The sequence below is a fragment of the Paraburkholderia caribensis genome (assembly GCF_002902945.1).
GTDB classification, from domain to species: domain Bacteria; phylum Pseudomonadota; class Gammaproteobacteria; order Burkholderiales; family Burkholderiaceae; genus Paraburkholderia; species Paraburkholderia caribensis.
In genome coordinates this window covers 585,232-606,068 of sequence record NZ_CP026103.1, presented here as the reverse complement: position 1 = coordinate 606,068, position 20,837 = coordinate 585,232, and the positions used below count along the sequence as shown (strand labels likewise).

Below are 20,837 nucleotides of genomic sequence, written 5' to 3'. Positions count from 1 at the left end.
GCCAGACGTGGATTCTCTCTGCGTTCGACTCAATCTAGACTTGCTCCATCGACATCGGGCCGCGCGGCCCAACGGGATAAAGGAGCAGGTGCATGGGTGCCGAACAGAAAGTGGTGATCGTGACGGGCGCGTCGCAGGGCATTGGCGCGGGGTTGGTCAAAGCGTACCGCGACCGCAATTTCCGCGTCGTCGCGACGTCGCGCTCGATCCAGCCCGGCGACGATCCAGACATTGCCGCCGTGCCAGGCAACATCGCCGACGCGCAGACCGCACAGCAGATCGTCGCCATCGCGCTGGAGCGCTTTGGCCGGATCGACACGCTGGTCAACAACGCCGGCATTTTCATCGCGAAGCCCTTCGACGCCTACACGCCCGAAGACTACGACGCCGTCATGGCGACCAACGTCAACGGCTTCTTTCATATCACGCAGCGCGTGCTGACGGAGATGAAAAAGAAACGCAGCGGCCATGTGGTGAACATCACGGCAAGCCTCGTCGACCGGCCGCGCGCCGGACTGCCCGCGGCAATGGCCGCGTTGACCAAAGGCGGGCTGAATGCCGTGACGCGATCGCTGGCAATCGAGTACGCACCGCTCGGCATCCGCGTGAATGCAGTCGCGCCAGGCGTGATCAAAACGCCGATGCACCCGCGCGAACGGCACGAAGCACTCGCACGTTTTCATCCAATCGGGCACCTCGGTGAAGTGACGGATATTGCGGAAGCCGTGCTTTATCTGGAGTCGGCGGGCTTCGTGACGGGCGAGATACTGCACGTCGACGGCGGCAGTAACGTCGGTTCCTGAAAGATCGGAGATTGACCGTATGACATGCCTCGATATTTATTATTTTGGATGCCGTAGTATTTTTTAAAATCAACGTTTTAGTCGAGGAGTCGCAGCCAGCAGTAGCGACAGCAGCACGGAGATAAGAATGCAGGACACAGCTATCCGGATCACGAAGCCACCCGTCTTCAACATCACGCGTGGCACGGTGGCGGGCGCGAGCGCAAGTCTGGTCGGGATCGGCCTCGCGCGCTTCGCCTACACGCCGCTTCTTCCCGCCATCATCGACGCGCACTGGTTTGCGGCATCGACAGCCGCGTATCTTGGCGCTGCAAACCTGGGCGGCTATCTGGCGGGCGCGCTGCTCGGCGGCTATCTCGCGAAGCGCGCGAGTACAACGCACGTATTGCGCGCGATGATGCTGCTGGCCACGATTGCCTTCGTCGCCTGCGCCTTTCCGTTGTCGTTTGCGTGGTTCTTCGTGTGGCGCTTCGCGTCGGGTCTTTCGGGCGGCGCGCTCATGGTGCTGGCCGCGCCGACTGTGCTCGCGCATGTGCCGCCATCGCGCCGCGGCCTCGTGAGCGGCGCGATTTTCGCAGGCATCGGCCTCGGCATTGCGGCATCCGGGACGCTCGTTCCGCTGTTGCTGCTTCAAGGCGTCAAGCAAACGTGGCTCGGTCTCGCAGCCATCGCGCTGCTGTTGACCGTCGCAGCATGGAACGGCTGGCCGAAGCACGATGCCCATGCACATGCAACGCCCGCGCATCACGCGAAGCGCAGAACACACAGCGGCTTCACGTTACGCGCGCTGTATGCGGAGTACGCACTGAACGCAATCGGCCTCGTTCCCCACATGCTGTTTCTCGTCGATTTCGTATCGCGCGGACTCGGCAAGGGGCTCGATACGGGCGCGCAATACTGGGTACTGTTCGGCCTCGGCGCAATCGCCGGGCCGTTATTGAGCGGACACCTCGCCGACCGTGCGGGCTTCCGCCCTGCGCTGCGCGTCGCATTCGTGATACAGATCGTCGCGGTCGTATTGCCGCTGACGGGCACGAGTCCCGCGCAGCTGATCGCGTCCAGCGTGCTGATGGGCGCGGCCGTGCCGGGCATCGTGCCGCTCGCGCTCGGCCGCGTGAACGAACTGCTCGCGCATCACCCTGCCGCGCAAAAAGGCGCCTGGAGCACGGCCACGACCGGTTTCGCGGTGTTGCAGGCAGGTGCTGCATACGGCATGTCGTTCCTCTTCACACAGAACGGCGGCAACTACCGGATGTTGTTCGCGATCGGCGCGGCGGCGCTTGCGCTTGCGCTGTCCGTGGACCTGTTCGCCGCGCTTCGCGGAAGCCCGGAGAACGGTTGAGCCTTTCCTGCCATACCTGAACAAAGGAATCACAGCATGAACCAGCCCACGACCGCCGTTGCGATGCGCACCGCGCCGGAAGTCGCCTCACCTGGCTACACGGAGCGCAATCAGCAGCACTGGATGCGCAATCTGTTCGTCTGCGTGTTCGGCTCGTTTACGACACTCGTCAGCCTCAGCATGCTGCTGCCGTTTCTGCCGCTCTATGTGAAGCAGCTCGGCGTCGAGTCGCAGGCCGATGTGATCCAGTGGTCGGGCGTCGCGTTCGGCGCGACGTTCCTCGGCACCGCCGTCACCGCGCCGCTGTGGGGGCGCCTCGCCGACCGCTATGGCCGCAAGCCGATGCTGATTCGCGCCGCCGTCGGCATGGCCGTGGTGATGTCGCTGATCGGCATTGCGCACAATGTGTACGAGCTCGTCGGGCTGCGTCTGATCGCGGGTCTGGTGGGCGGGTATGCGTCGGCCTCGACGGTCATGGTCGGCACGCAGGCGCCGCGCGAACGCGCCGGCTGGGCCCTCGGGCTGCTGTCGACGGGCGCGCTCGCGGGCGCACTGGTCGGGCCGTTGATCGGCGGTTTGCTGCCGGGCTGGATCGGCATCCGCGGCACGTTCTTCGCGGGCGGCGCGGTGATCGCGGTGGCGGCGCTGCTGACGATCTTCGTCGTCAAGGAAGACTTCCGCCCCGCCACCGATTCGAAGCGCAAAGCCACCAGCGGCACGACAGCCGCGCCCTCCGCGCGCACTCACTATGCGGCAATCGGCGCATTGCTCGCCACGGCGATGATGGTGCTGCTCGCCAACATGTCGATCGAACCGGTGATTACCGTGTACGTCGGCAGCCTCGGCGTCGGGCCGGATCAACTGGCGCGCATTGCGGGTGTCGTGATGGCCTGCTCCGCGTTCGGCAGTATGCTGACGGCAGCGCGGCTCGGCGCGCTCGCGGACCGGATCGGCGGGTGGAATGTGATCATCGGTTGCCTGATCGTCACGGGCCTGGTGATGCTGCCGCAAGCGTTCGTTCATCAATGGTGGCAACTCGCTGCGCTGCGCGCGCTGATGGGCATGTCGCTCGCGGGGCTGTTGCCCGCCATTGCGAAGCTCGCGCGTCACGCCGTCGACGAGAGCAAGACGGGTCAGATGCTCGGCTATCTGCAATCCGCGCAGTTCAGCGGACAGGTGATCGGCCCCGTGATCGGCGGACAGATTGCCGTCCATTTCGGCATGCATTCCGTGTTCTTCGTCACCGGCTCCCTGCTGGTCGTATGCGCGGGGTTCGCGCAGTGGGCGCGCGGGCGGTAGCCGGGTTCGCTCCCGATGCACGCGTTGGCGATCTTGTGCGTATACTTCGTCGGTAGACTTTCGAAGCATTCGCAACTTCGCGACATCGCAGTCATTCGGGAGCGACAGTCATGTTCATTGCAATGAACCGGTTCAAGGTGGCGTTGGGTTCGGAAAGCGCCTTCGAGGAAGTGTGGACGACGCGGGACACGCATCTGAAGGACGTGCCCGGTTTTGTCGAGTTTCATCTGCTGAAGGGACCGCAACGCGACGACCACGTGCTGTATTCGAGTCACACCGTGTGGGCGGATCGACCGGCGTTCGAGGCGTGGACGCAGTCCGAGGCGTTTCGCGCCGCGCACCGGAACGCAGGAAGCGAGTCGCGCGCGCTCTATCTCGGTCATCCGGAGTTCGAGGGCTTCGAGGTACTCCAGACCGTGAAGTAACGGACGGGGCGCGTCATGCACGCGGGTTCGCCCGTTTTTCAGGCGCACGACGGTCACTACGCGTTCGGCAACGGCGCGATTGCGCTGCACTGGACGATTGCCGACCGTTCTCTGTGCGGCGTTTGCGTGGCGGATCGCGCGCACGGCCGCACGCTGGCTATTGACGCACCGTTCGCTCTCATCTTTGCCGATGGGCGCACGCTCGACGCAGCCAGTTTGCGGCTGGTCGCGCCGTTGCGCGAGGAAGCACTGCCTGCCAATCCCGATGCACTACGCAAAGCCGGGCGTGGTGCTGGCAAACGCGTGATTGCCACACTCGGCGATAGCGAGCGACGTTTGCGTGTCGAATGGAGTGTCGAGCAGCGCGAGGGCTCGCGCTATCTTCGTCAGCATCTGTCGATAACGGCGCTCTTGCAGGACGAATCCATCGCGTCGATTTCGCTGCTGCAAGCGCGAGCGCCGAACGCAAGAAAGGCCGGCGACCTCGCAGCCGTGCCGGTTGTCGACGGCAATCTCTATCTGGGCTTCGAGCTTCCGATGTCCGAAAGCGAAGTGCGCGACGGCGTCGCCCGCTTCAGCGTTAGTCGTGCACTGCCGCTCGAAAAAGGAAAAACACTCGCTTACTCGGCTGTTGCCGGGGTGTTCCGCGAAGGCCAGTTGCGGCGCGATTTCGCAGTCTATGTCGAGCGCGAACGGGCGCGTCCTTACTGTCCGTTTCTGCACTACAACTCATGGTACGACATCGGCTTTCTGACGACATACACGCAGGCTCAGGCCATCGAGCGCATCCACGCAGTCGGTCATGAATTGCACGAAAAGCGCGGCGTGCAACTCGACTCATTCCTGTTCGACGATGGCTGGGACGACTATAGCGGCAACTGGTCATTCAGCCCTGCGTTTCCCGACGGCTTCCAGCCTTTGAAACACGCCGCTGCGCGATATGGCGCCGCCCCGGGCGTCTGGCTGTCGCCATGGGGCGGCTACGGACCGCCGCGGACGGAACGCGTGACGCGCGGCCAGGCCGCCGGATACGAGACCATCGGCGACGGCTTCGCGCTCTCGGGCCCAAGGTACTATCGCCGCTTCCACGATGTCGCGATGGACCTGCTCGCCCGGCATGGCGTCAATCACTTCAAGCTCGACGGCACGGGAAACGCGAACAGGGTCGTGCCCGGCAGCCGCTTCAACAGCGATTGGGACGCGGCCGTCGAACTCATCGAAGCGATGCGTGGCGTCAAGCATGATGTGTTCGTCAATCTGTCGACAGGCACGCAAGCGTCGCCGTTCTGGCTGCGCCATGTCGATTCGATCTGGCGCGACGGCGCGGACTATGGGTTCGCCGGCACGGGCAGCGACCGGGAGCGCTGGATCACGTATCGCGATGCGCAAACGTATCGCAATGTCGTGTGTCGAAGTCCGCTGTTCCCACTCAATTCGCTGATGCTTCACGGCATCATCTACGCGCAGGAGAATGCGCGCCTCAATTCCGATCCCAGTCATGCGTTTGCGCATGAAGTGCAATCGTACTTCGGCAGCGGCACACAATTGCAGGAACTGTACGTCACGCCGTCCTTGCTCGGTGAGCACGACTGGGACGTGCTCGCGCAGGCGGCTCGCTGGGCGCGCGCTCATGCCGACGTGCTGGGCGATAGCCACTGGATCGGCGGCGCGCCGGATCAGCTTGAAATCTACGGATGGGCCGCGTGGGCGCCATCGAAAGCAATCGTCACACTGCGCAATCCGGATGATCACGCGAACGGTTTCACGCTCGATCTAAGAGCGCATCTCGAACTGCCGGGTGGCATTGAAGGTCCGTTCCGCGCACGCTTTCCGTTTGTCGACGGCGATACGAACCTGCCGGCGCTATGGGACGCAGACCGCCCGCAAGCAATTCGCCTCGATCCGTTTCAGGTTCTGACGATTGAATTGTCGCCAGTATTGTCTGGCGGCCTATGAAAGCGTCGATGCCAGGCCGACCGCCCTGGCTTCCAATTGATGTTGATCGAAGATCAACACCGTATTGTCTCCGGGCTCGAGCCACGGAGCCGGGCAATAGAGCCTTCTCTGCGGGCCGATATTCCAGTAGCGACCGAGGTTATGCCCATTGACCCAGACGATGCCTTTGGTCCATTCGCTCATGTCGAAATAGACGTCGCCAGTAGCGTCGATTGACAGTGTCGCAATGAAGAAGAGTCCGGCTTTATCGGGATTTGAACAAAGCGGTCGCAAGTTCTCGACAAACGATTCATCCATTGGCAGCAGCACGACTTCCCAGCCTGTCAGAACCTCGCGTGCGCCCGACGCATGATGCAGAACAACGGGGTCGACAATGCCCTTTCGGTCGATCATCGAATGCCCGTAATTCACGCGTCCCATGCCTTCGACAAGGATCTCCAGCACTTGCGCATCATCCTGAACCGACGAGGCACCAGGCAGCGCCAAGCGCTTGCGATGCACCACGTTCAGCGGCAATGCGCGCTCTTCCGGCATACGTGCGCGCGACACGCCGCCCGCATATTGGTCGCCGATGAACACGGTCGCGTAGTCGTGAACATTGGCTATATCCAGCGAACCGTTTTCATAGCGCCCAAGTCTCTTCCGATACAGCACGAAGCCAAACCCCTGCCCGTACATTTCGAATGGCTGCGGATGCGTTGTTTGCGCCGAAGGAAGTGCGGCAGGAAGATTGTCCCAAATGGACGCATAGCGTTGCGGCATCAACCGGCGAGTACCGTTTGCGTCCTTCGCTGTAAGCGTATCGATTGGCAAAGGCACTGGCGGCAGAGGTGTCGACAGATATCCGGCAATGATGCTGCGGTACTGCATATAGCGTTGTGTGGCCACACCTTGCTCGCTGACAGGCGCGGCATAGTCATAGCTCGTGATGTCGGGCTGATACTCGCCCGAGTCGGCATCCACGTTCGCGCCCGCATAAAAGCCAAAACTCGTCCCGCCGTGAATGACATAGAGATTGAACGACAGGTTCTTGCGCATCAATTCATCGAGCGTCGCGCAAAGATCGACTGAGGTGCCTTGAAAAGCACGCTCGCCCCAATGCGTGAGCCAACCTGGATACACCTCTCCCGCCATCGCAGGCACGGACGGAAACGCCTTGCGCACGGCTTCGATCTGCGCCGCGTTGCCGTTGCTCAAGGCTATCGCGCCGCCGGCGACATACGACCGGCTCTGCTGCAATTGAACGAGACCATCTTCCGTATAGAACGGCCCATCGATCCCGCCGCGAATCCAGATCTCCCTGATCTCCTCCAGATAGGCTTGATTGCTGTCGAATGATCCAAACTCATTCTCGATCTGGATCATCAGAATCGGACCGCCGTTTTCAGCCATCAAGGGCTTGACGCGTGGCAAGAGTTCGGCGATGTAGCGCTCGACGGCGTGCATGTAGCGCGGATCGTTAGCGCGATCCGTGCGCAGCCGGATAGCCGGATACCTCAGCAGCCAGCACGGAATGCCGCCGAGATCCCATTCCGCGCACACATAAGGACCTGGCCTGAATAGCACCCACATGCTCTCCGCCTGGCAAAGACGGATGAATGCCTCGATGTCGCGATTGTCCGTATGAAAGTCGAACGTACCCTCGGTTGGTTCGTGATAATTCCACATCACGTACAACGCAATGGTGTTCATCCCCATTGCCTTCGCCATCTGGATGCGATGCCGCCAGTAGTCGACGGGAATACGCGCCGGGTGCAATTCACCGCTTCGGATCTGAAACGGTTTGCCGTCGAGCAGAAAGCCATCGCCATTCGCAGCGAAACTGAACACATGCGGGCCAGTCGGTTCGACCGTGTTTGGCGCTTGCCTGGACGCTCGCTTTTTCATGTGCGCGCTGCTCCGCAGACGGAAGGCTGAGAATATTTGAACTGCGTATAAGGATAAACGACTCCGCAACGGCTGTACTGGATCTGTAAAAGCCAGATAGCGCAAATCCGTGCACGTCAATGATAGAACCGGCCGGGAAGACGAGCCGGTCCTTCTGGCACGAATGCTATCGAGGCGTCGGCGCATCCTCGCGAATCAGCTGGCGGCGCTTCAGTTCGACCCAGAACTCCGCGGGGATCTCGGTGCGGAAGGTTTGAAGATTGTCTTCGAGTTGTGCCACCGTGCGCACACCCGGAATGCTGGTGGGAATCGCGGGATGCGCGAGGACGAATTGCAGTGCGGCGGCCTTGAGCGGCACAGAATAATCCCGGCACACCTGCTCCATCTTGCGCACGCGTTCCAGAATCGATTCCGGCGCCGGGGCGTAGTTGTATTTCGCGCCGGGCACCGCACCCGTCGCGAGAATGCCGCTGTTGTAGCCGCCGCCCAGAATAACCGACACCTGCTTCGCTTCGCAAAGCGGCAGAAAACCGTCCAGCGCGTCCTGCTCGAGCAGCGTGTAGCGGCCGGCCAGCAGCAGGCAGTCGAAATCCTGCCTGCGGATGGCTTCGTGCGCGACCTGCCACTCGTTGACGCCGAGCCCCACCGTCTTCACGATGCCTTCGTCACGCAGCTTCAACAGTGCTTTCGACGCACCTGCCATCGCAGCCTCGAACATCTCGGGCTGACGCGCTCCGTGCGTGAACACATCGATGTCGTGGATCAACGCGATATCGATGTGCTCCAGCGCGAGACGCTGCAGACTGTCCTCGATCGAGCGCATCGTGCCGTCGTAGCTATAGTCGAAGACGAGTTCAAACGGCAGCCCGTCGACCCACGGTTCAAAGTTGATTTCGGCGCGCCTGCGCGGCTTCAGAATGCGCCCTACCTTGGTGGACAGCACGTACTGGTCGCGCGGATACCAGCGCAGCCCCTGTCCGCACCGCGCCTCGCTCAAACCATGACCATACATCGGGGCGGTATCGAAGTAGCGTACGCCCGCGTCCCACGCCGCCTTGATCAGGGTAGCCGAATCCTCCTCGCTGATCGGCCTGAAGATGTTGCCGATCGGCGCCGCGCCGAATCCCATCATGGTTGTCTCAAGCCCTGAACGTGGCCATTTACGCTTTGCTATGGGATTCATTTTTGCCCTTTCTCATGGGTGGAGTCGCGTGTCATGTGATGGTCCAATCGCATCTTCACTTGACCTTTGCAGCAGCGGCAAGCTTGCGTACACCCTCTTTCGCGTCCTCATTCGAGTTCATGAAATTCGTCACGACGTCGCTAATGGCACCCGCTGTGACGGGCGACTGAAGTTCACCGAAAGCCAACGAAGGCAGGAACCCGCCGGATTGAATCGTCGCCTGCTCGTCTGCGCGTGATTTTTTGGCGCAGCTATCGAACTTGTCCATGGGTACATCCAGCCTGACTGGAATGGAACCCTTGTAGAGGCTGAACTGCTGCTGAAAATCAACGGACATGATCGTTTTGGCAAGTGCAATCTGTCCTGGCGTCGCATCCTTCTTGCCGTTCTGCTGATAGAACACGAAGGTATCGGCTGTGTATGTGTAGGCATTCGACGTGCCGGGCGCCGCCGCGCAGACATAGTCGACGTCCGCCTTTTTGTTCGCGTTGGTGAACTCGCCCTTCGCCCAGTCGCCCATGAACTGCATGCCGCCCGAGCCGGAAATCACCATCGCCGTAGCGAGATTCCAGTCGCGGCCGTGGTAGCCCTTGTCGAAGTAAGTGCGGATCTTCTGGACCGTCTCGAACACCTGCACCATCTGCGGCGAGGTCAGCGTTTTCTGATCGAGATCGATGAGTGCCTTGCGATAAAAGTCCGTGCCCTGCGACAGCACGACGGTCTCCCAGATGGTCATATCCTGCCAGGGTTGACCGCCATGCGCGACAGGCGTGATACCCGCGGCGCGAAACTTGTCGGCGAGTGCAAAGAACTCCGGCCAGGTCGTCGGCGGCTTGCCGCCCACTTTGTCCAGGTCCGCCTTGTTGATCCACAGCCAGTTGATGCGATGCACGGAGAACGGCGCGGCCACGTAGTGCCCGCCCGCCTTCACGGCACTGTCGATTCGCGCAGGCGTATGCGCTTTCCAGTCGGTCGCGGCCTGATCGATCGTGACCAGCGATCCCTGCTCCGCCCAATCCTGAATCAGCGGCCCCTTGATCTGTGCTGCCGACGGCGCGTTACCCGAGATCACCTGCGTCTTCAGCGCCGTCATGGCCGCCGCGCCCGCACCTCCCGCGATAGCGAAGTCTTTCCACTCGTAGCCCTGTTTGCTCATATCGTCCTTGAGCACCCGGATGGCTTTCGACTCGCCGCCCGAGGTCCACCAGTGCAATACCGAAATCTGTTCGGCAGCAAGTGCGGCGTGAGTACCGGTGATAAGCAGCGCGGCAGCCGTCGCCACCGATGTCAGTGATCGTTTCATTGCAGTCTCCGAATTTTTCTTTATGGTTGGCGCAACGCATTCGCAATCAGAGCGACTGTGCATGCGTGCCCGATTCAATTACAGATCAAACCCGAGTTGTGCCTTGCCAAGCGGCGTCAGGTCGTCGGTTGTTGCACGGCCGGTGAAATCGACTTCAAAATGATCAGTCGGGAAATCAGGCGGGCTCTCGCCCTTCAGGAAGCTCGGCAACTGGCGTTTCAGATAAGCGTCGTTTTTGGCGCACGCCGGCACCGAGGCGATATACATCACATTGCTGTACCCCGTGCCCTTATGTTCGTCTTCGACGGCATGAATGACGTCGCTGTGCCAGAACACCGTGTCGCCCGCTTCCATTTTGGGAATCGACGACAACGCCTCGAACAATGGCGCATGAAATTCCGGCTTGATCGAGAGTGCCCGGCCGGGCATGGCCCCGCAAAGGTCGTCTTCGGCGACGTCGTCCTGGAGTGCGCGCAGCAGGATGTACACCATCGAATTGGCGATGGGTACGAGTTGCAGCGTGCCGTCACCCGGCCCCTGCGGCGTCAACGCTGTCCAGCCCTGGAAGGTGCGGAACATCGAACAGACAGCGGGCGACGCGATCTCTTCCACGTCAGGCCGGAACGCCGCGTCGAAAGGATCATAGTCGCGCCAGTTGCCGGCAAACACGTGGCGGTACACCTTGCGAAAATTGCTTTCGATCCAACGCTCGACCGACCCGCCGTCGCAATGCGCCGACAAGCCAAGCGACGCCGAGCCAGGCGGCCGCCGACGCAGACGGTCAGCGTAGACGGGCACCTGCTCCGGATCGAAGTGAACGCGTCCGTCGCTCTCGTTTCGCCAGAGTTTGTTGAGGAATACACGGGCCGCCGTCAGCGCTTCCGACTGACGGGCCAGCACTTGGGGCTTCGACCAGTACACGCCGTAGATCTGCGGCTTGCTCGAGGCCAGCTGGCCAAAATATTTGTCCTCGGCGCGATTTTCGAGGCGCTTGTCGAGGTTGTTTCGTTCGACATATTCGGCGATATCGTCGTCCCAACGCTGCACCTGCGCGCGTGGGAACACATTACGAATCACACATGCGCCGCGTGCCTTGACGAGTGCGATCTGCTCGGCCGTCACATGTCCTGCGGTAATGTCGGCGAACTGAATCTCAGGAATGACGTTTTCCCCGCGATCGCGCTCGCTTGCAATGCGCTTCGCCTCTTCGCCGATCGCCGCTTCGACTTCGGCAAAGACCTCCCGGTAATTCGGCAATGCCGCGCGCAGCTCCTTTTTTGCCTGCCGGATTGCGCCCGGCAAGTCTTCGATTTCCAGCGCCATGATCGTCTCCGTTTGCATTTCGTGTCCGGTAGGATATGCCGTGCATGCAAGACGTAGTGATACTATTCAGGCAATTCATTTGCGTTTTCGGCCATGAAACCAGCCTGCGAACATGTCGAGTTCGACGAGGGCTGTTCGGTCCGGGTTTACCATCGGAGCGAGAGGGAGCAAATGTACAGAAATCCTGTGGCGCTACAGCCTCCAGGCAGGCTCCAATCGCAAATTAACAGGCTGAGACACGCTGCCTCTCATAACGACGGTCAATTGCAGCTGCACTTCCGTCCATGAAAGCCATCTACGAACACGTTGATTTCGGTGCAAGCTGTTCAGTCAGGGTGTATAACCGCCGCTTGCCTCGAATTCCATTTGAGCGGCACCACCATCCCGAGTACGAGCTGACTCTGACGATGAACAGCCAAGGCAAGCGCTACATCGGAGACTCGGTCGCGGTCTATGGCGACGACGATTTGGTGCTGGTCCCGCCAGATTTGCCTCACACATGGTCGTCGAACCGCTCTATCGACCCGTTACAGCCGCAAGTGGCTATCGTCGTATGGTTCGATGGCACGTGGGTACAACGACTGACCGACCTGTGCCCGGAGTACGCCGACCTGCGCAACCTTCTCCGGCGCGCCACTTGCGGGCTGAGTTTCCAGCAAGGCGCCGGTACGCAGATGCGTGCGCAACTTGACCGGTTGCTCTCGGCCAACGCACGAGAACGGCTGACCGCCGTGCTCGATGTTCTCATGCTGCTCGCGGACTTTCCGGGCGAAGCGCTAACGTCGCCGAGCGCCTTCGACGCGCGCGCAGGCACGACTTCGGCATACGGGCCGGACCGGCTCAACCGCGTGCTGTCGTTGATCGACACGCAATTTACGCATCCACTGAAACTCGGGACCCTCGCGAAGGCCGCCGGGATGTCTGAACGAACGCTGACGAGGCACTTTACTCAACACCTCGGGGAAAGCGTAAGCGCATACATTGCTCGCGTGCGCATCGGTCACGCGTGTCGGATGTTGGCAGATACCGCGTTGCCGATATCGGTAGTCGCCAGTCGATCGGGATTTCCCAATCTGGCAAACTTTAACCGCCAGTTCAAGATGGCGAAACAGATGACTCCAGTCGTTTATAGGAAGCAGTTTTCCGGAACGAAGAACGATGCTTCACCGTCGCTCACAGAGCGATCACCTTCTCTTGATTCGAAGCAACGCGTGTCGAAACAACGCAGCCGCTCTCCCACGTAACCTTGATGGACCGGGCACTACAAGGCGATTTGAGTATCAACGTGATCTTCAAATGTGAATTCGCCTGCTGTTTTGCAGGCGATGCTTTCAAACGAATCGTCTGCGATCGGCAAACTGCAGAAAGAGCACCGAGGTCAATCGAACGACTCTCGGCCCAACGCGCGGTGCTTCGCAACGCCGTCAAGGCCCAGGTGAGGGGCGTGCTCATCCGGCGATTTGTGAGCGCGGTGATCTCTGCGGAACGCATATGAGCCCTGCACGGAACACCGTTTGCTCAATCCGACTGGCACCCACTGGCGAACTCACAGGCGCCCGGCCCCCCTGGGTCAGCAACATCACATGGAATAGGTGAACGCCATGAAGACTCGATCGGAACGTGCGTCGTCGCACCTGGACTCGGCCGCGCGCGCGCTCGGCTGGTTTAGCCTTGCACTCGGCGTTGTCGAAGTTCTCGCGCCGCGATCAGCGGCGAAATTAGCGGGCGTTGAGCGAAGAGACTCGCTCGTACGCGCCTATGGCGCCCGCGAACTCGCATGCGGCGTCGGACTGCTCTCTTCGAAAAATCCCGCACCGTTCCTGCTGGCGCGCACGGGCGGCGACATGCTCGACCTCCTTACCGTCGCGGTGGCGCACGATCGATGGCGTCGTCGCTCGCGTGCCTTGCTCACAGGCATTGGGCTCGCGGGCATCGCGGCAGTCGATGTATATGCGGCAGCACGCGCACTAACGCGTACCGATAGCGAGCGCAATTCCGGCCACACGCGTATGTCGCGAGACTACACCACTCGCAGCGGATTTCCCCGCCCTCCGTCGGAAATGACGGGTGCGGCGCTGTCCGCCGCAAGAGGACAAGCCGTAACGCGGGGATAGCGTCCGGGCGCCTACGCCGCTGCGTGCCGCAGGTTATGCCAGCAGGTCGCGGCGAAGCACGCCCGGCGATGCCGCGCAGTTTCGATCCGCACACAGATCGAGCGAGGTGCGCTTTTCCATTTGCGAAAGGAAATCACGCGATGCAAACCGACCCGACAATCGACCCGGTCGCGGACCCGGTCAAGCAGCCTGTCGACGATGCTGGGCAACAACCTCGTCCTGCGCACGGCTTGCCGCCGGACATGGACCCGCTCGCGCCCCCGCCCGAACCGGACGAAGAAGAAAACGGCCTGCGCTCCGTCAGGCTCGATGCTCGCGCGGGCCGCGGATAATGGCCGCACGCGAGGCCTCGCTGCTGTTTCGCGTCGCCGAACGCGCCGTGGTGGCGCTGTACGACGGCGGCGTGCTGTCGCCAGCCGTCCTTCAGCGCGTGCTGGGGGCATTTGCCGATGCGAGGGTGAAGTGGGATACGGCCGTCGACATTCGATCCGTCGACGGCCGTACTTTTCACGAGATCGTGGTGTCGACGCTGATGCCAGCGCATACCCCGACAGATGCCGCGCGCGATTTTGCGCGAATCATCGCGCAGTTGACGGCTGGCGAAGCGACGGGCGCCCCTTCCTCCGATGCGGGCACTGCGCCGACGAAACGTCAAACCCGTCGCGACCGTGAAGAACCGTCGGGCGACGATGAAGCGCTGGTCGAGCAGCTTCACGCCGCAAGCCGTCCAAAGCGCCGTACGGGCAAAGCACCTGAGCGCAAACGCCCCGCGGCGCCGTCAGCCGCTTCCGCCGTTTCGACAGGCTTCAATCCGCTGGTGAACGCGCAGCTTCCTCGCAAGCGCTGACGCACGCGCCTCTCGCCGCCGCCAGGCACGCGCATTGCTGGTTCGCCTTGGCGCTCGCCCGCTCGTAAGACGCCGCTCACGGCCGAGACGAGGGCCGCGTGCTGGCGACCACGGCGACTTGCCGACGGCCAGCCCTTTACCGACAACTAACAAGGCGGATGTCAGCAATGACGGTAACCGCTCATAAAAACGCGATGAACCATACGCACTTCGTCGAGTGGGAGCTATCCCATCTTGAACAGCTTATCTTGCACATCGGCGCTGCTGCGCAATTTCCGCCCGCCTACTGGGAAGCGAGAGTCGCGGGGTTATCGCGGCAGGCCGCCGTTGCCGATCATCTTGCGCGTATCGAGCGTTTGAAGAAAGCGCTGCCGGCCGATGAACTTCCTGCCATGGTCGCCTGACGCATTCGCCTGGCCGGCCAGTTTCAGGCCGCGCGAACCCGGAAATGACACTACATGCCTCGCTACATTCGTCGCCGCCTCCTCGAGGCGGCGCGACAGCAGCGGGCACACGTCCGCATCAACGGGGAAGCAGCGAGTAACCTCGGGGCTCGCCCTGCGCATGCCTACTGCTCTGGTCGACGGGCGGAGGTCACCTTCCCGCGAAAGACCCAGAAAGCAAACGTGCTGTAAATGAGCACGGCGGGTACGAGCACTGACGTTCCGCCAAGCACGAACGCCTGGGTACGCGGCGGGGAACTGCCTTGCGCGATGGTGATAGACGGCGGCAACACTAAAGGGAATATCGTGTACAGCACGCAAAACAGTGCGAACACGAACCAGATCAGCGCGAACACGAGCGGGGCGAACGCGCGCCGTCTGGCAATGCCGTAGACGAAGCCCGCAGCCAACGACGCAAATACGAACACTGCGACGGGCAACGCCACTCCTCCAGAGTCATCCGTCCACCGACGCGCGTAGTAGTCGTTCAGATGCAGCGTCCACAGCGAAACAATCGCGGTAGATGCCGCCGTCGCAGTCCCAAGCGCGAGACTTGCGCGCCTCGCGCGCTGCTGCAGGCTGCCTTCGGTGCGCCATATCAGCCAGCTTGCACCCAGCCACGCATAACCGAGCGCCAATGCGACGCCGCAAAAGAGCGCAAATGCGCCGAGCCAGTCCCAAGGTCCGCCCTGATATGTGCCTCGGGCCGTACGGATGCCCTGCACGAGCGAACCGACGAGAACGCCCTGGCAGAATGCGGCCATCGTGGACCCTGTCAGCATGACCGCGTCCCAACGCGCCTTCGCCCGCGCCGTCGCCTCGCCTCGAAACCCGATCGCGACGCCGCGCAGAATCAGCGCAAACAGCATCGCGAAAATCACGGGGTACATGGCGGTGAGCAGCGCACTGTAGACGGGCGGGAACATCGCAATGAGCCCGCCACCGCCGAGCACGATCCACGTTTCGTTTCCGTCCCAGACGGGCAAGATCGTATCGATCATGATCTCCCGATGCTTCGGGTTCCGCTCGCTGACGAACAGCACGCCTACGCCCAGGTCGGTGCCGTCGAGCAGCACATACATCAGCACGGCAAAGGCCAGCGTTCCCGCGGCCGCGAGCGACAGCCAGCTGGTGTGGACGAGCGCGTTCATCATTTGCCCGCCCCGTGCGCCGGCGCTGTCCCAGCACGCGGCCGGATGTGCTGGACCAGCGACGGATGCGGGCCCTGCTCGCCCTCCTCAGGCGGCCGCGCCAGCAGACGGACCAGGTAGTAAAGCCCGACGCCGAACATCACGACGTAGAGCGCAACCGTCGCCGCGAGCGACCACGCGACGGTTTGCCAGCCGATTTGCGGCGAGATGCTTTGCGAGGTACGCAACGCGCCGTAAACGGTCCATGGCTGACGTCCGACCTCGGTAACCGTCCACCCTGCAAGCATCGCGACAAAGCCTGCGGGGCTCATCGCTACCATCGCGCGGTGAAGCCATGTCGCATCGTACAGACGGCGTTTCCATCTCAGCACGAGCCCCGCAATGCCGGCCGCAATCATCAGCAACCCGAGCCCGACCATCGCACGGAACGCGAAGAACACGGTCGGCACGGGCGGAATATCGGACGGTGGAAACTCTTTCAGGCCGCGTATCGTGCCTGACAGATCGTGGCGCAGATAGAGCGACGCGACGCGCGGAATAGAAACTTCGTAGTGGTTGCGGCGCTCGCGCATGTCGGGAACGGCGAAGAGCACCATCGGTTCCCCGCTCCCCGGCGCGCGAGCGTCCCAATCGCCTTCCATCGCGGCGACTTTCTGCGGCTGGTGCTCGAGTGTGTTTTCGCCGTGTTTGTCCCCGGCCAGCAACTGCAGCGGTGCAGCGAACAGTGCCATCCATAGCGACATCGACAGCATGGCGCGCGCGCCATGTGCATGGCGGTCTCGCAGCAGATGCCAAGCTGCGACCCCGCCAACCAAGAACGCCGTGGACAAAAACGCGGCGAGTGTCATATGCACGAGGCGATAGGGGAACGACGGATTGAATACGATGGCCCACCAGTCCACGGGAAGAAAGCGGCCATCTGCGCCCATCTGGTAGCCAGCGGGCGTGTGCATCCACGAATTCGCCGAGAGAATCCAGAACGCGCTGAGTATCGACCCGATTGCCACGAGGACGGTGGCGCCGAAATGCCACTTCCGCCCCACCTTTTTCATGCCGAACAGCATCACGCCAAGAAAGCCGCTCTCAAGGAAAAACGCGACCACGATCTCGTACATCATCATTGGACCGATAACCGGCCCGGTGCGCACCGCGAACGCTCCCCAGTTGGTGCCGAACTGATATTCCATCACGATGCCCGACACCGCGCCGACCGCGAAGGTCAGCGCAAATGGCTTCAGCCAGTAGTTGTAGATGTCGATGTAGACTTGCCGCCCTGTCCATAGCCATAGCGCCTCAAGGACCATCAGATAATTGGCGAGTCCGATCGAAAAGGCCGCTAGCACGATATGCAGCCCGATCGTGAATCCGAACTGCGATCGCGCCAGATCAATACCTGCTTCCATTGGCCGCTCCAGGGAGTGACGCGCCACAGCGGCCGTCCGCTGCCCGGTCTCCAGCAAGCGTCATTCCGCTTTCCGCCGCCAGCCGCGCGTGGCCACTCGCGCTTGCCGCAAAAGGAACGGGCGGCGGGGAATGAGGCTTGCTGGCTATATCACATCGTGCTATTTCCCTGGAGCAACTCGCCATGAGCAAGATCAGCAAGAACCCGTCCTACCCGTTCGCGTCCGGTGGGTGGGGATCGTTGAAGTCTGTCACGACGATACTGGCGCAAGAAAAGGTCGCGTTGAAAGACAGCACGATTCTGCTCAAGCAGAACAAGCCGGACGGCTTCATGTGCGTGAGCTGTTCGTGGGCCAAGCCAGCCGACCCTCATACATTCGAGTTCTGCGAAAGCGGCGCGAAAGCGACCGCATGGGACACGACCGCGAAGCGCATGACGCCGGAGTTCTTCGAACTCAACACCGTGACGTCGCTCCTGAACTGGCACGATCATGATCTGGAGGAAGCAGGCAGGCTCACCGCGCCGATGAAATACGACGCCGCGACGGACAGATACATCGAGGTCGGTTGGGAGGAGGCGTTCCGTGAGATAGGCCGGGAACTGCGCGCGCTCGATCCCGAAAGCGTCGTCTTTTATGCGTCAGGGCGGGCGTCGCTCGAAACGTCGTACATGTATCAGCTTTTCGTGCGGATGTACGGCTGCAACAACCTGCCCGACAGCTCCAACATGTGCCATGAAAGCACCAGCGTCGGACTGAAGGAAGCCATCGGCGTAGGCGTCGGAACGATCACACTCGAAGACTTCGAAAAGACCGACCTGATGTTTTTCTTCGGACAAAACGTCGGCACCAATAGTCCGCGGATGCTCCATCAGCTGCAGGACGCACGCAAGCGCGGCGTGCCCATCATTACCTTCAATCCGCTGCGCGAGCCCGGTCTCGTTTCGTTCGCGAACCCGCAGTCACCCGTGCAGATGCTGACGCCCGCCGAGACCCAGATCAGCACGCAATATCATCAGGTCAAGACGGGCGGCGACACGGCCGCGATCCTCGGCATGTGCAAGGCGGTCATCGAAGCCGACGATCATGCAAAAGCCCAAGGCTTGCCTCGTGTCATCGATGTGGCGTTCGTCGACCAGCACACGAGCGGCTTCGAAGAGTTCGCCGCCTGCGCGCGAGCAACGGAGTGGAGCGAGATCGAGCGTGTCAGCGGCCTGACGCGCGCTGCGCTGCTCGATGCCGCGGGCGAATATATGCGGGCCAACGCGGTGATGGCGCACTATGGAATGGGACTGACACAGCATCGGCTGGGCGTGCAGAACGTGCGCATGCTCGTCAACCTCTTGCTATTGCGCGGGAACATCGGCAAGCCAGGCGCCGGTCCTTCGCCCGTGCGCGGACATTCCAACGTTCAGGGCCAGCGCACGGTGGGCATCACCGAGAAGCCGGAACTCGCCCCGCTCGATCAGCTCGCAAAGCAGTTCTCGTTCGAGCCTCCGAGAAAGAAAGGCCTGAACACCGTCGAAGCATTCGAAGCGATGGTAAAAGGCACCGTGAAAGCCGTCGTCAATCTGGGCGGCAATCTCGTACGGTCCGTGCCGGACCGGCTGCAAACGGAGCCCGCGTGGGCGCGCCTGCGACTCACCGTCAACGTGGCGACCAAGCTCAATCGCAGCCATCTCGTTCACGGCGAAGTGTCGTATGTACTACCGTGCCTGAGCCGGATCGAAATTCACCGTACGCCACTCGGCGACCAGGCCGTTTCGATGGAAGACAGCACGGGCTGCATGCATGGCTCGAAAGGCGCCGCCGAACCCGCCAGCGAGAAGGCCCGCGCGGAGCCGTACATTGTGGCAGGCATCGCTAAAGCGACGCTCGGCGAGCGCTCCACCGTCGACTGGGATGCATGGCGCGACGATTATTCGCTGGTGCGCGGCGAAATCGCGACGACGTATCCGGACATCTTTCACGACTTCGATGAACGGATGTGGCAGCCGGGCGGCTTCCACCGGCCTATTCCTGCGCGACATCGCGAGTGGAAAACGCAATCAGGCAAGGCGGAGTTTCTCACGCCGCATTCTTTGGGCGAAGATCCCGACATGCCGGAGAAAGTGCCCGAAGCACTGCGTCTGATGACGCTGCGCAGCGACAGCCAGTTCAATACCACAATCTACAACATCGAAGACCGTTTCCGGGGCGTAAAAGATACGCGCATGGTCATCCTGATGAATAAAGCGGACATCGAAAAGCGCCGTCTGCACGAAGGGCAGAAGGTGACGCTGCAGACGATCGCCGACGACGGAATCGATCGGCGCCTCGAAGGACTCGAAATCAAGGCGTATGAAATACCGGAAGGTTGTATCGGCGGCTACTTCCCGGAATGCAATGTACTGCTGCCGCTTTGGCATTACGCAAAGGAAAGCAAGGTACCGGGTGCGAAGTCGATCCCCGTGAGGATCGTCCAGTAAGTGATCGCCAGCATGCACAAGCGCTAACGAAGACGCACGCGGGAACAGGACATGCTGCCGGTACATGGAACGGTCCATTGCCCGCGTCCGCAATCATGAGAGGTCCATACCATGCCTTACGTACCCACCATCACGACGATGATTCGTCTGGATCACACGCACGTCGTTGCAGCCTTTCATCGTTACGGCAGCGAGACCGCATGGTGGCGCAAACGTGCGATCGTCAACTCTGTTTGCCGAGCGCTTGAAATTCATGCCCAGCTCGAAGAAGAGATTTTCTACCCAGCCCTCGCGCGCATCGCACCGACTGACGAGACCCTGAAGAAGAGTCGGCCCGAGCATGACGAACTTCGTGAAGTGATCGCGAAGCTGCGCGGAATGGGCCCCGAGAATGCGGCCTATGACTCGCTGTTCATGGAGTTGATGCGCGACACCCTGCACCATGTCGCCGATGAAGAAACAAGGCTCCTGCCCCTCGCGGAACGCGCGCTCGGACCCGAGCTGCGCACCTTGGGCGCAGACATGACGCGCCGGCGCATCCAGCTGCTTGGCGAACATCCCGTCGAAGTCGCGGTGAATACGGCCGGTACGTTCCCCGTCGCGACTGCCGTGCTCGTGGGTTTGCTCGCATGCGGCGTGGCGCGGCTCGTCGGCGGCAATCGGCGGCCGGCACGGATGGTGTGACGATGCACGATCGCTTTTCCCGACCATCCCGAGCGGAAAATGGCGACCTTCCCCGAGCAATTCGACTTTCTGTCGGAGAAGGAAGCATTGCGATACGGCGAGAGCCGGGCGCGCACTTTCATCGACTCTGTCTTTTCCACACCGTCGCACCGGCGGGACCGCCGTGATTGCGCCGGAGGAGCAGATTGTCCGGCAACGATCCGGGCGTC

At 61.6% G+C, this 20,837-nt stretch carries 18 protein-coding genes; 12 read left to right on the top strand and 6 right to left on the bottom strand.

Features of this window, described 5'->3' with window-relative positions:
* The first annotated feature begins 92 nt into the window (after nucleotides 1-92).
* The 5 genes from C2L66_RS32165 (at nucleotide 93) to C2L66_RS32145 (ending at nucleotide 5,825) form a co-directional block, all read left to right on the top strand.
* Complete coding sequence (locus C2L66_RS32165; protein WP_054931859.1) at nucleotides 93-803, top strand: SDR family NAD(P)-dependent oxidoreductase; 711 nt, start codon at nucleotides 93-95, stop codon at nucleotides 801-803.
* Between the two features lie 127 nt (nucleotides 804-930).
* A complete protein-coding gene (locus C2L66_RS32160) occupies nucleotides 931-2,145 on the top strand; it encodes a YbfB/YjiJ family MFS transporter (RefSeq protein WP_060607435.1) in 1,215 nt (404 codons plus the stop codon).
* Nucleotides 2,146-2,181: 36 nt separating this feature from the next.
* A complete protein-coding gene (locus C2L66_RS32155) occupies nucleotides 2,182-3,444 on the top strand; it encodes an MFS transporter (RefSeq protein ID WP_054931857.1) in 1,263 nt (420 codons plus the stop codon).
* Nucleotides 3,445-3,554: 110 nt separating this feature from the next.
* Nucleotides 3,555-3,869, top strand: coding sequence for an antibiotic biosynthesis monooxygenase family protein (locus C2L66_RS32150; RefSeq protein WP_054931856.1), 315 nt, complete (start codon nucleotides 3,555-3,557; stop codon nucleotides 3,867-3,869).
* 15 nt (nucleotides 3,870-3,884) lie between these two features.
* The gene (locus tag C2L66_RS32145; protein WP_060607432.1) at nucleotides 3,885-5,825 is read left to right on the top strand and encodes an alpha-galactosidase; all 1,941 of its coding nucleotides are present in this window, start codon (nucleotides 3,885-3,887) and stop codon (nucleotides 5,823-5,825) included.
* Here C2L66_RS32145 and C2L66_RS32140 read toward each other — a convergent pair.
* From C2L66_RS32140 to C2L66_RS32125, 4 genes are all read right to left on the bottom strand, one after another.
* A complete protein-coding gene (locus tag C2L66_RS32140; protein WP_060607428.1) occupies nucleotides 5,820-7,712 on the bottom strand; it encodes a beta-galactosidase in 1,893 nt (630 codons plus the stop codon). The genes C2L66_RS32145 and C2L66_RS32140 overlap by 6 nt on opposite strands.
* 166 nt (nucleotides 7,713-7,878) lie before the next feature.
* Entirely contained in the window at nucleotides 7,879-8,844 is a 966-nt protein-coding gene (locus C2L66_RS32135; protein ID WP_233445089.1) for an aldo/keto reductase, read from the bottom strand.
* 106 nt (nucleotides 8,845-8,950) lie between these two features.
* Nucleotides 8,951-10,198 carry an ABC transporter substrate-binding protein gene (locus tag C2L66_RS32130; RefSeq protein WP_054931852.1) on the bottom strand — a complete coding sequence of 416 codons (1,248 nt, stop codon included), beginning with the start codon at nucleotides 10,196-10,198 and terminating at the stop codon, nucleotides 8,951-8,953.
* A gap of 78 nt (nucleotides 10,199-10,276) precedes the next feature.
* Entirely contained in the window at nucleotides 10,277-11,521 is a 1,245-nt protein-coding gene (locus C2L66_RS32125; RefSeq protein ID WP_060610344.1) for a DUF1479 domain-containing protein, read from the bottom strand.
* Between the two features lie 284 nt (nucleotides 11,522-11,805).
* On the opposite strand from C2L66_RS32125, the gene C2L66_RS32120 reads away from it, so the two are divergent.
* The 5 genes from C2L66_RS32120 to C2L66_RS40945 all read left to right on the top strand — a co-directional run bounded on the left by C2L66_RS32120 (nucleotide 11,806) and on the right by C2L66_RS40945 (nucleotide 14,886).
* Nucleotides 11,806-12,765 (top strand): helix-turn-helix domain-containing protein, encoded by a 960-nt coding sequence (locus tag C2L66_RS32120; RefSeq protein WP_060607421.1) that lies wholly within the window; start codon nucleotides 11,806-11,808, stop codon nucleotides 12,763-12,765.
* 357 nt (nucleotides 12,766-13,122) lie between these two features.
* A complete protein-coding gene (locus C2L66_RS32115; protein WP_060607417.1) occupies nucleotides 13,123-13,635 on the top strand; it encodes a hypothetical protein in 513 nt (170 codons plus the stop codon).
* Nucleotides 13,636-13,775: 140 nt separating this feature from the next.
* Nucleotides 13,776-13,967 carry a hypothetical protein gene (locus C2L66_RS32110; protein ID WP_060607413.1) on the top strand — a complete coding sequence of 64 codons (192 nt, stop codon included), beginning with the start codon at nucleotides 13,776-13,778 and terminating at the stop codon, nucleotides 13,965-13,967.
* Nucleotides 13,967-14,482, top strand: coding sequence for a hypothetical protein (locus tag C2L66_RS32105; RefSeq protein WP_060607410.1), 516 nt, complete (start codon nucleotides 13,967-13,969; stop codon nucleotides 14,480-14,482). The genes C2L66_RS32110 and C2L66_RS32105 overlap by 1 nt, the downstream gene beginning before the upstream one ends.
* Before the next feature lie 167 nt (nucleotides 14,483-14,649).
* Complete coding sequence (locus C2L66_RS40945; RefSeq protein WP_148654633.1) at nucleotides 14,650-14,886, top strand: hypothetical protein; 237 nt, start codon at nucleotides 14,650-14,652, stop codon at nucleotides 14,884-14,886.
* A gap of 164 nt (nucleotides 14,887-15,050) precedes the next feature.
* Here C2L66_RS40945 and cydB read toward each other — a convergent pair whose 3' ends face one another.
* Both cydB and C2L66_RS32090 read right to left on the bottom strand, forming a co-directional pair.
* Nucleotides 15,051-16,079, bottom strand: a complete 1,029-nt coding sequence (gene cydB / locus C2L66_RS32095; RefSeq protein ID WP_082670478.1) for a cytochrome d ubiquinol oxidase subunit II — start codon at nucleotides 16,077-16,079, stop codon at nucleotides 15,051-15,053.
* Complete coding sequence (locus tag C2L66_RS32090; RefSeq protein ID WP_060607404.1) at nucleotides 16,076-17,479, bottom strand: cytochrome ubiquinol oxidase subunit I; 1,404 nt, start codon at nucleotides 17,477-17,479, stop codon at nucleotides 16,076-16,078. The genes cydB and C2L66_RS32090 overlap by 4 nt, the downstream gene beginning before the upstream one ends.
* 182 nt (nucleotides 17,480-17,661) lie before the next feature.
* Between C2L66_RS32090 and C2L66_RS32085 the strand changes: the two genes are divergently transcribed.
* Both C2L66_RS32085 and C2L66_RS32080 read left to right on the top strand, forming a co-directional pair.
* The gene (locus C2L66_RS32085) at nucleotides 17,662-19,944 is read left to right on the top strand and encodes an FdhF/YdeP family oxidoreductase (RefSeq protein WP_060607401.1); all 2,283 of its coding nucleotides are present in this window, start codon (nucleotides 17,662-17,664) and stop codon (nucleotides 19,942-19,944) included.
* 111 nt (nucleotides 19,945-20,055) lie between these two features.
* Complete coding sequence (locus C2L66_RS32080) at nucleotides 20,056-20,628, top strand: hemerythrin domain-containing protein (protein WP_060607398.1); 573 nt, start codon at nucleotides 20,056-20,058, stop codon at nucleotides 20,626-20,628.
* Nucleotides 20,629-20,837: the final 209 nt, after the last annotated feature.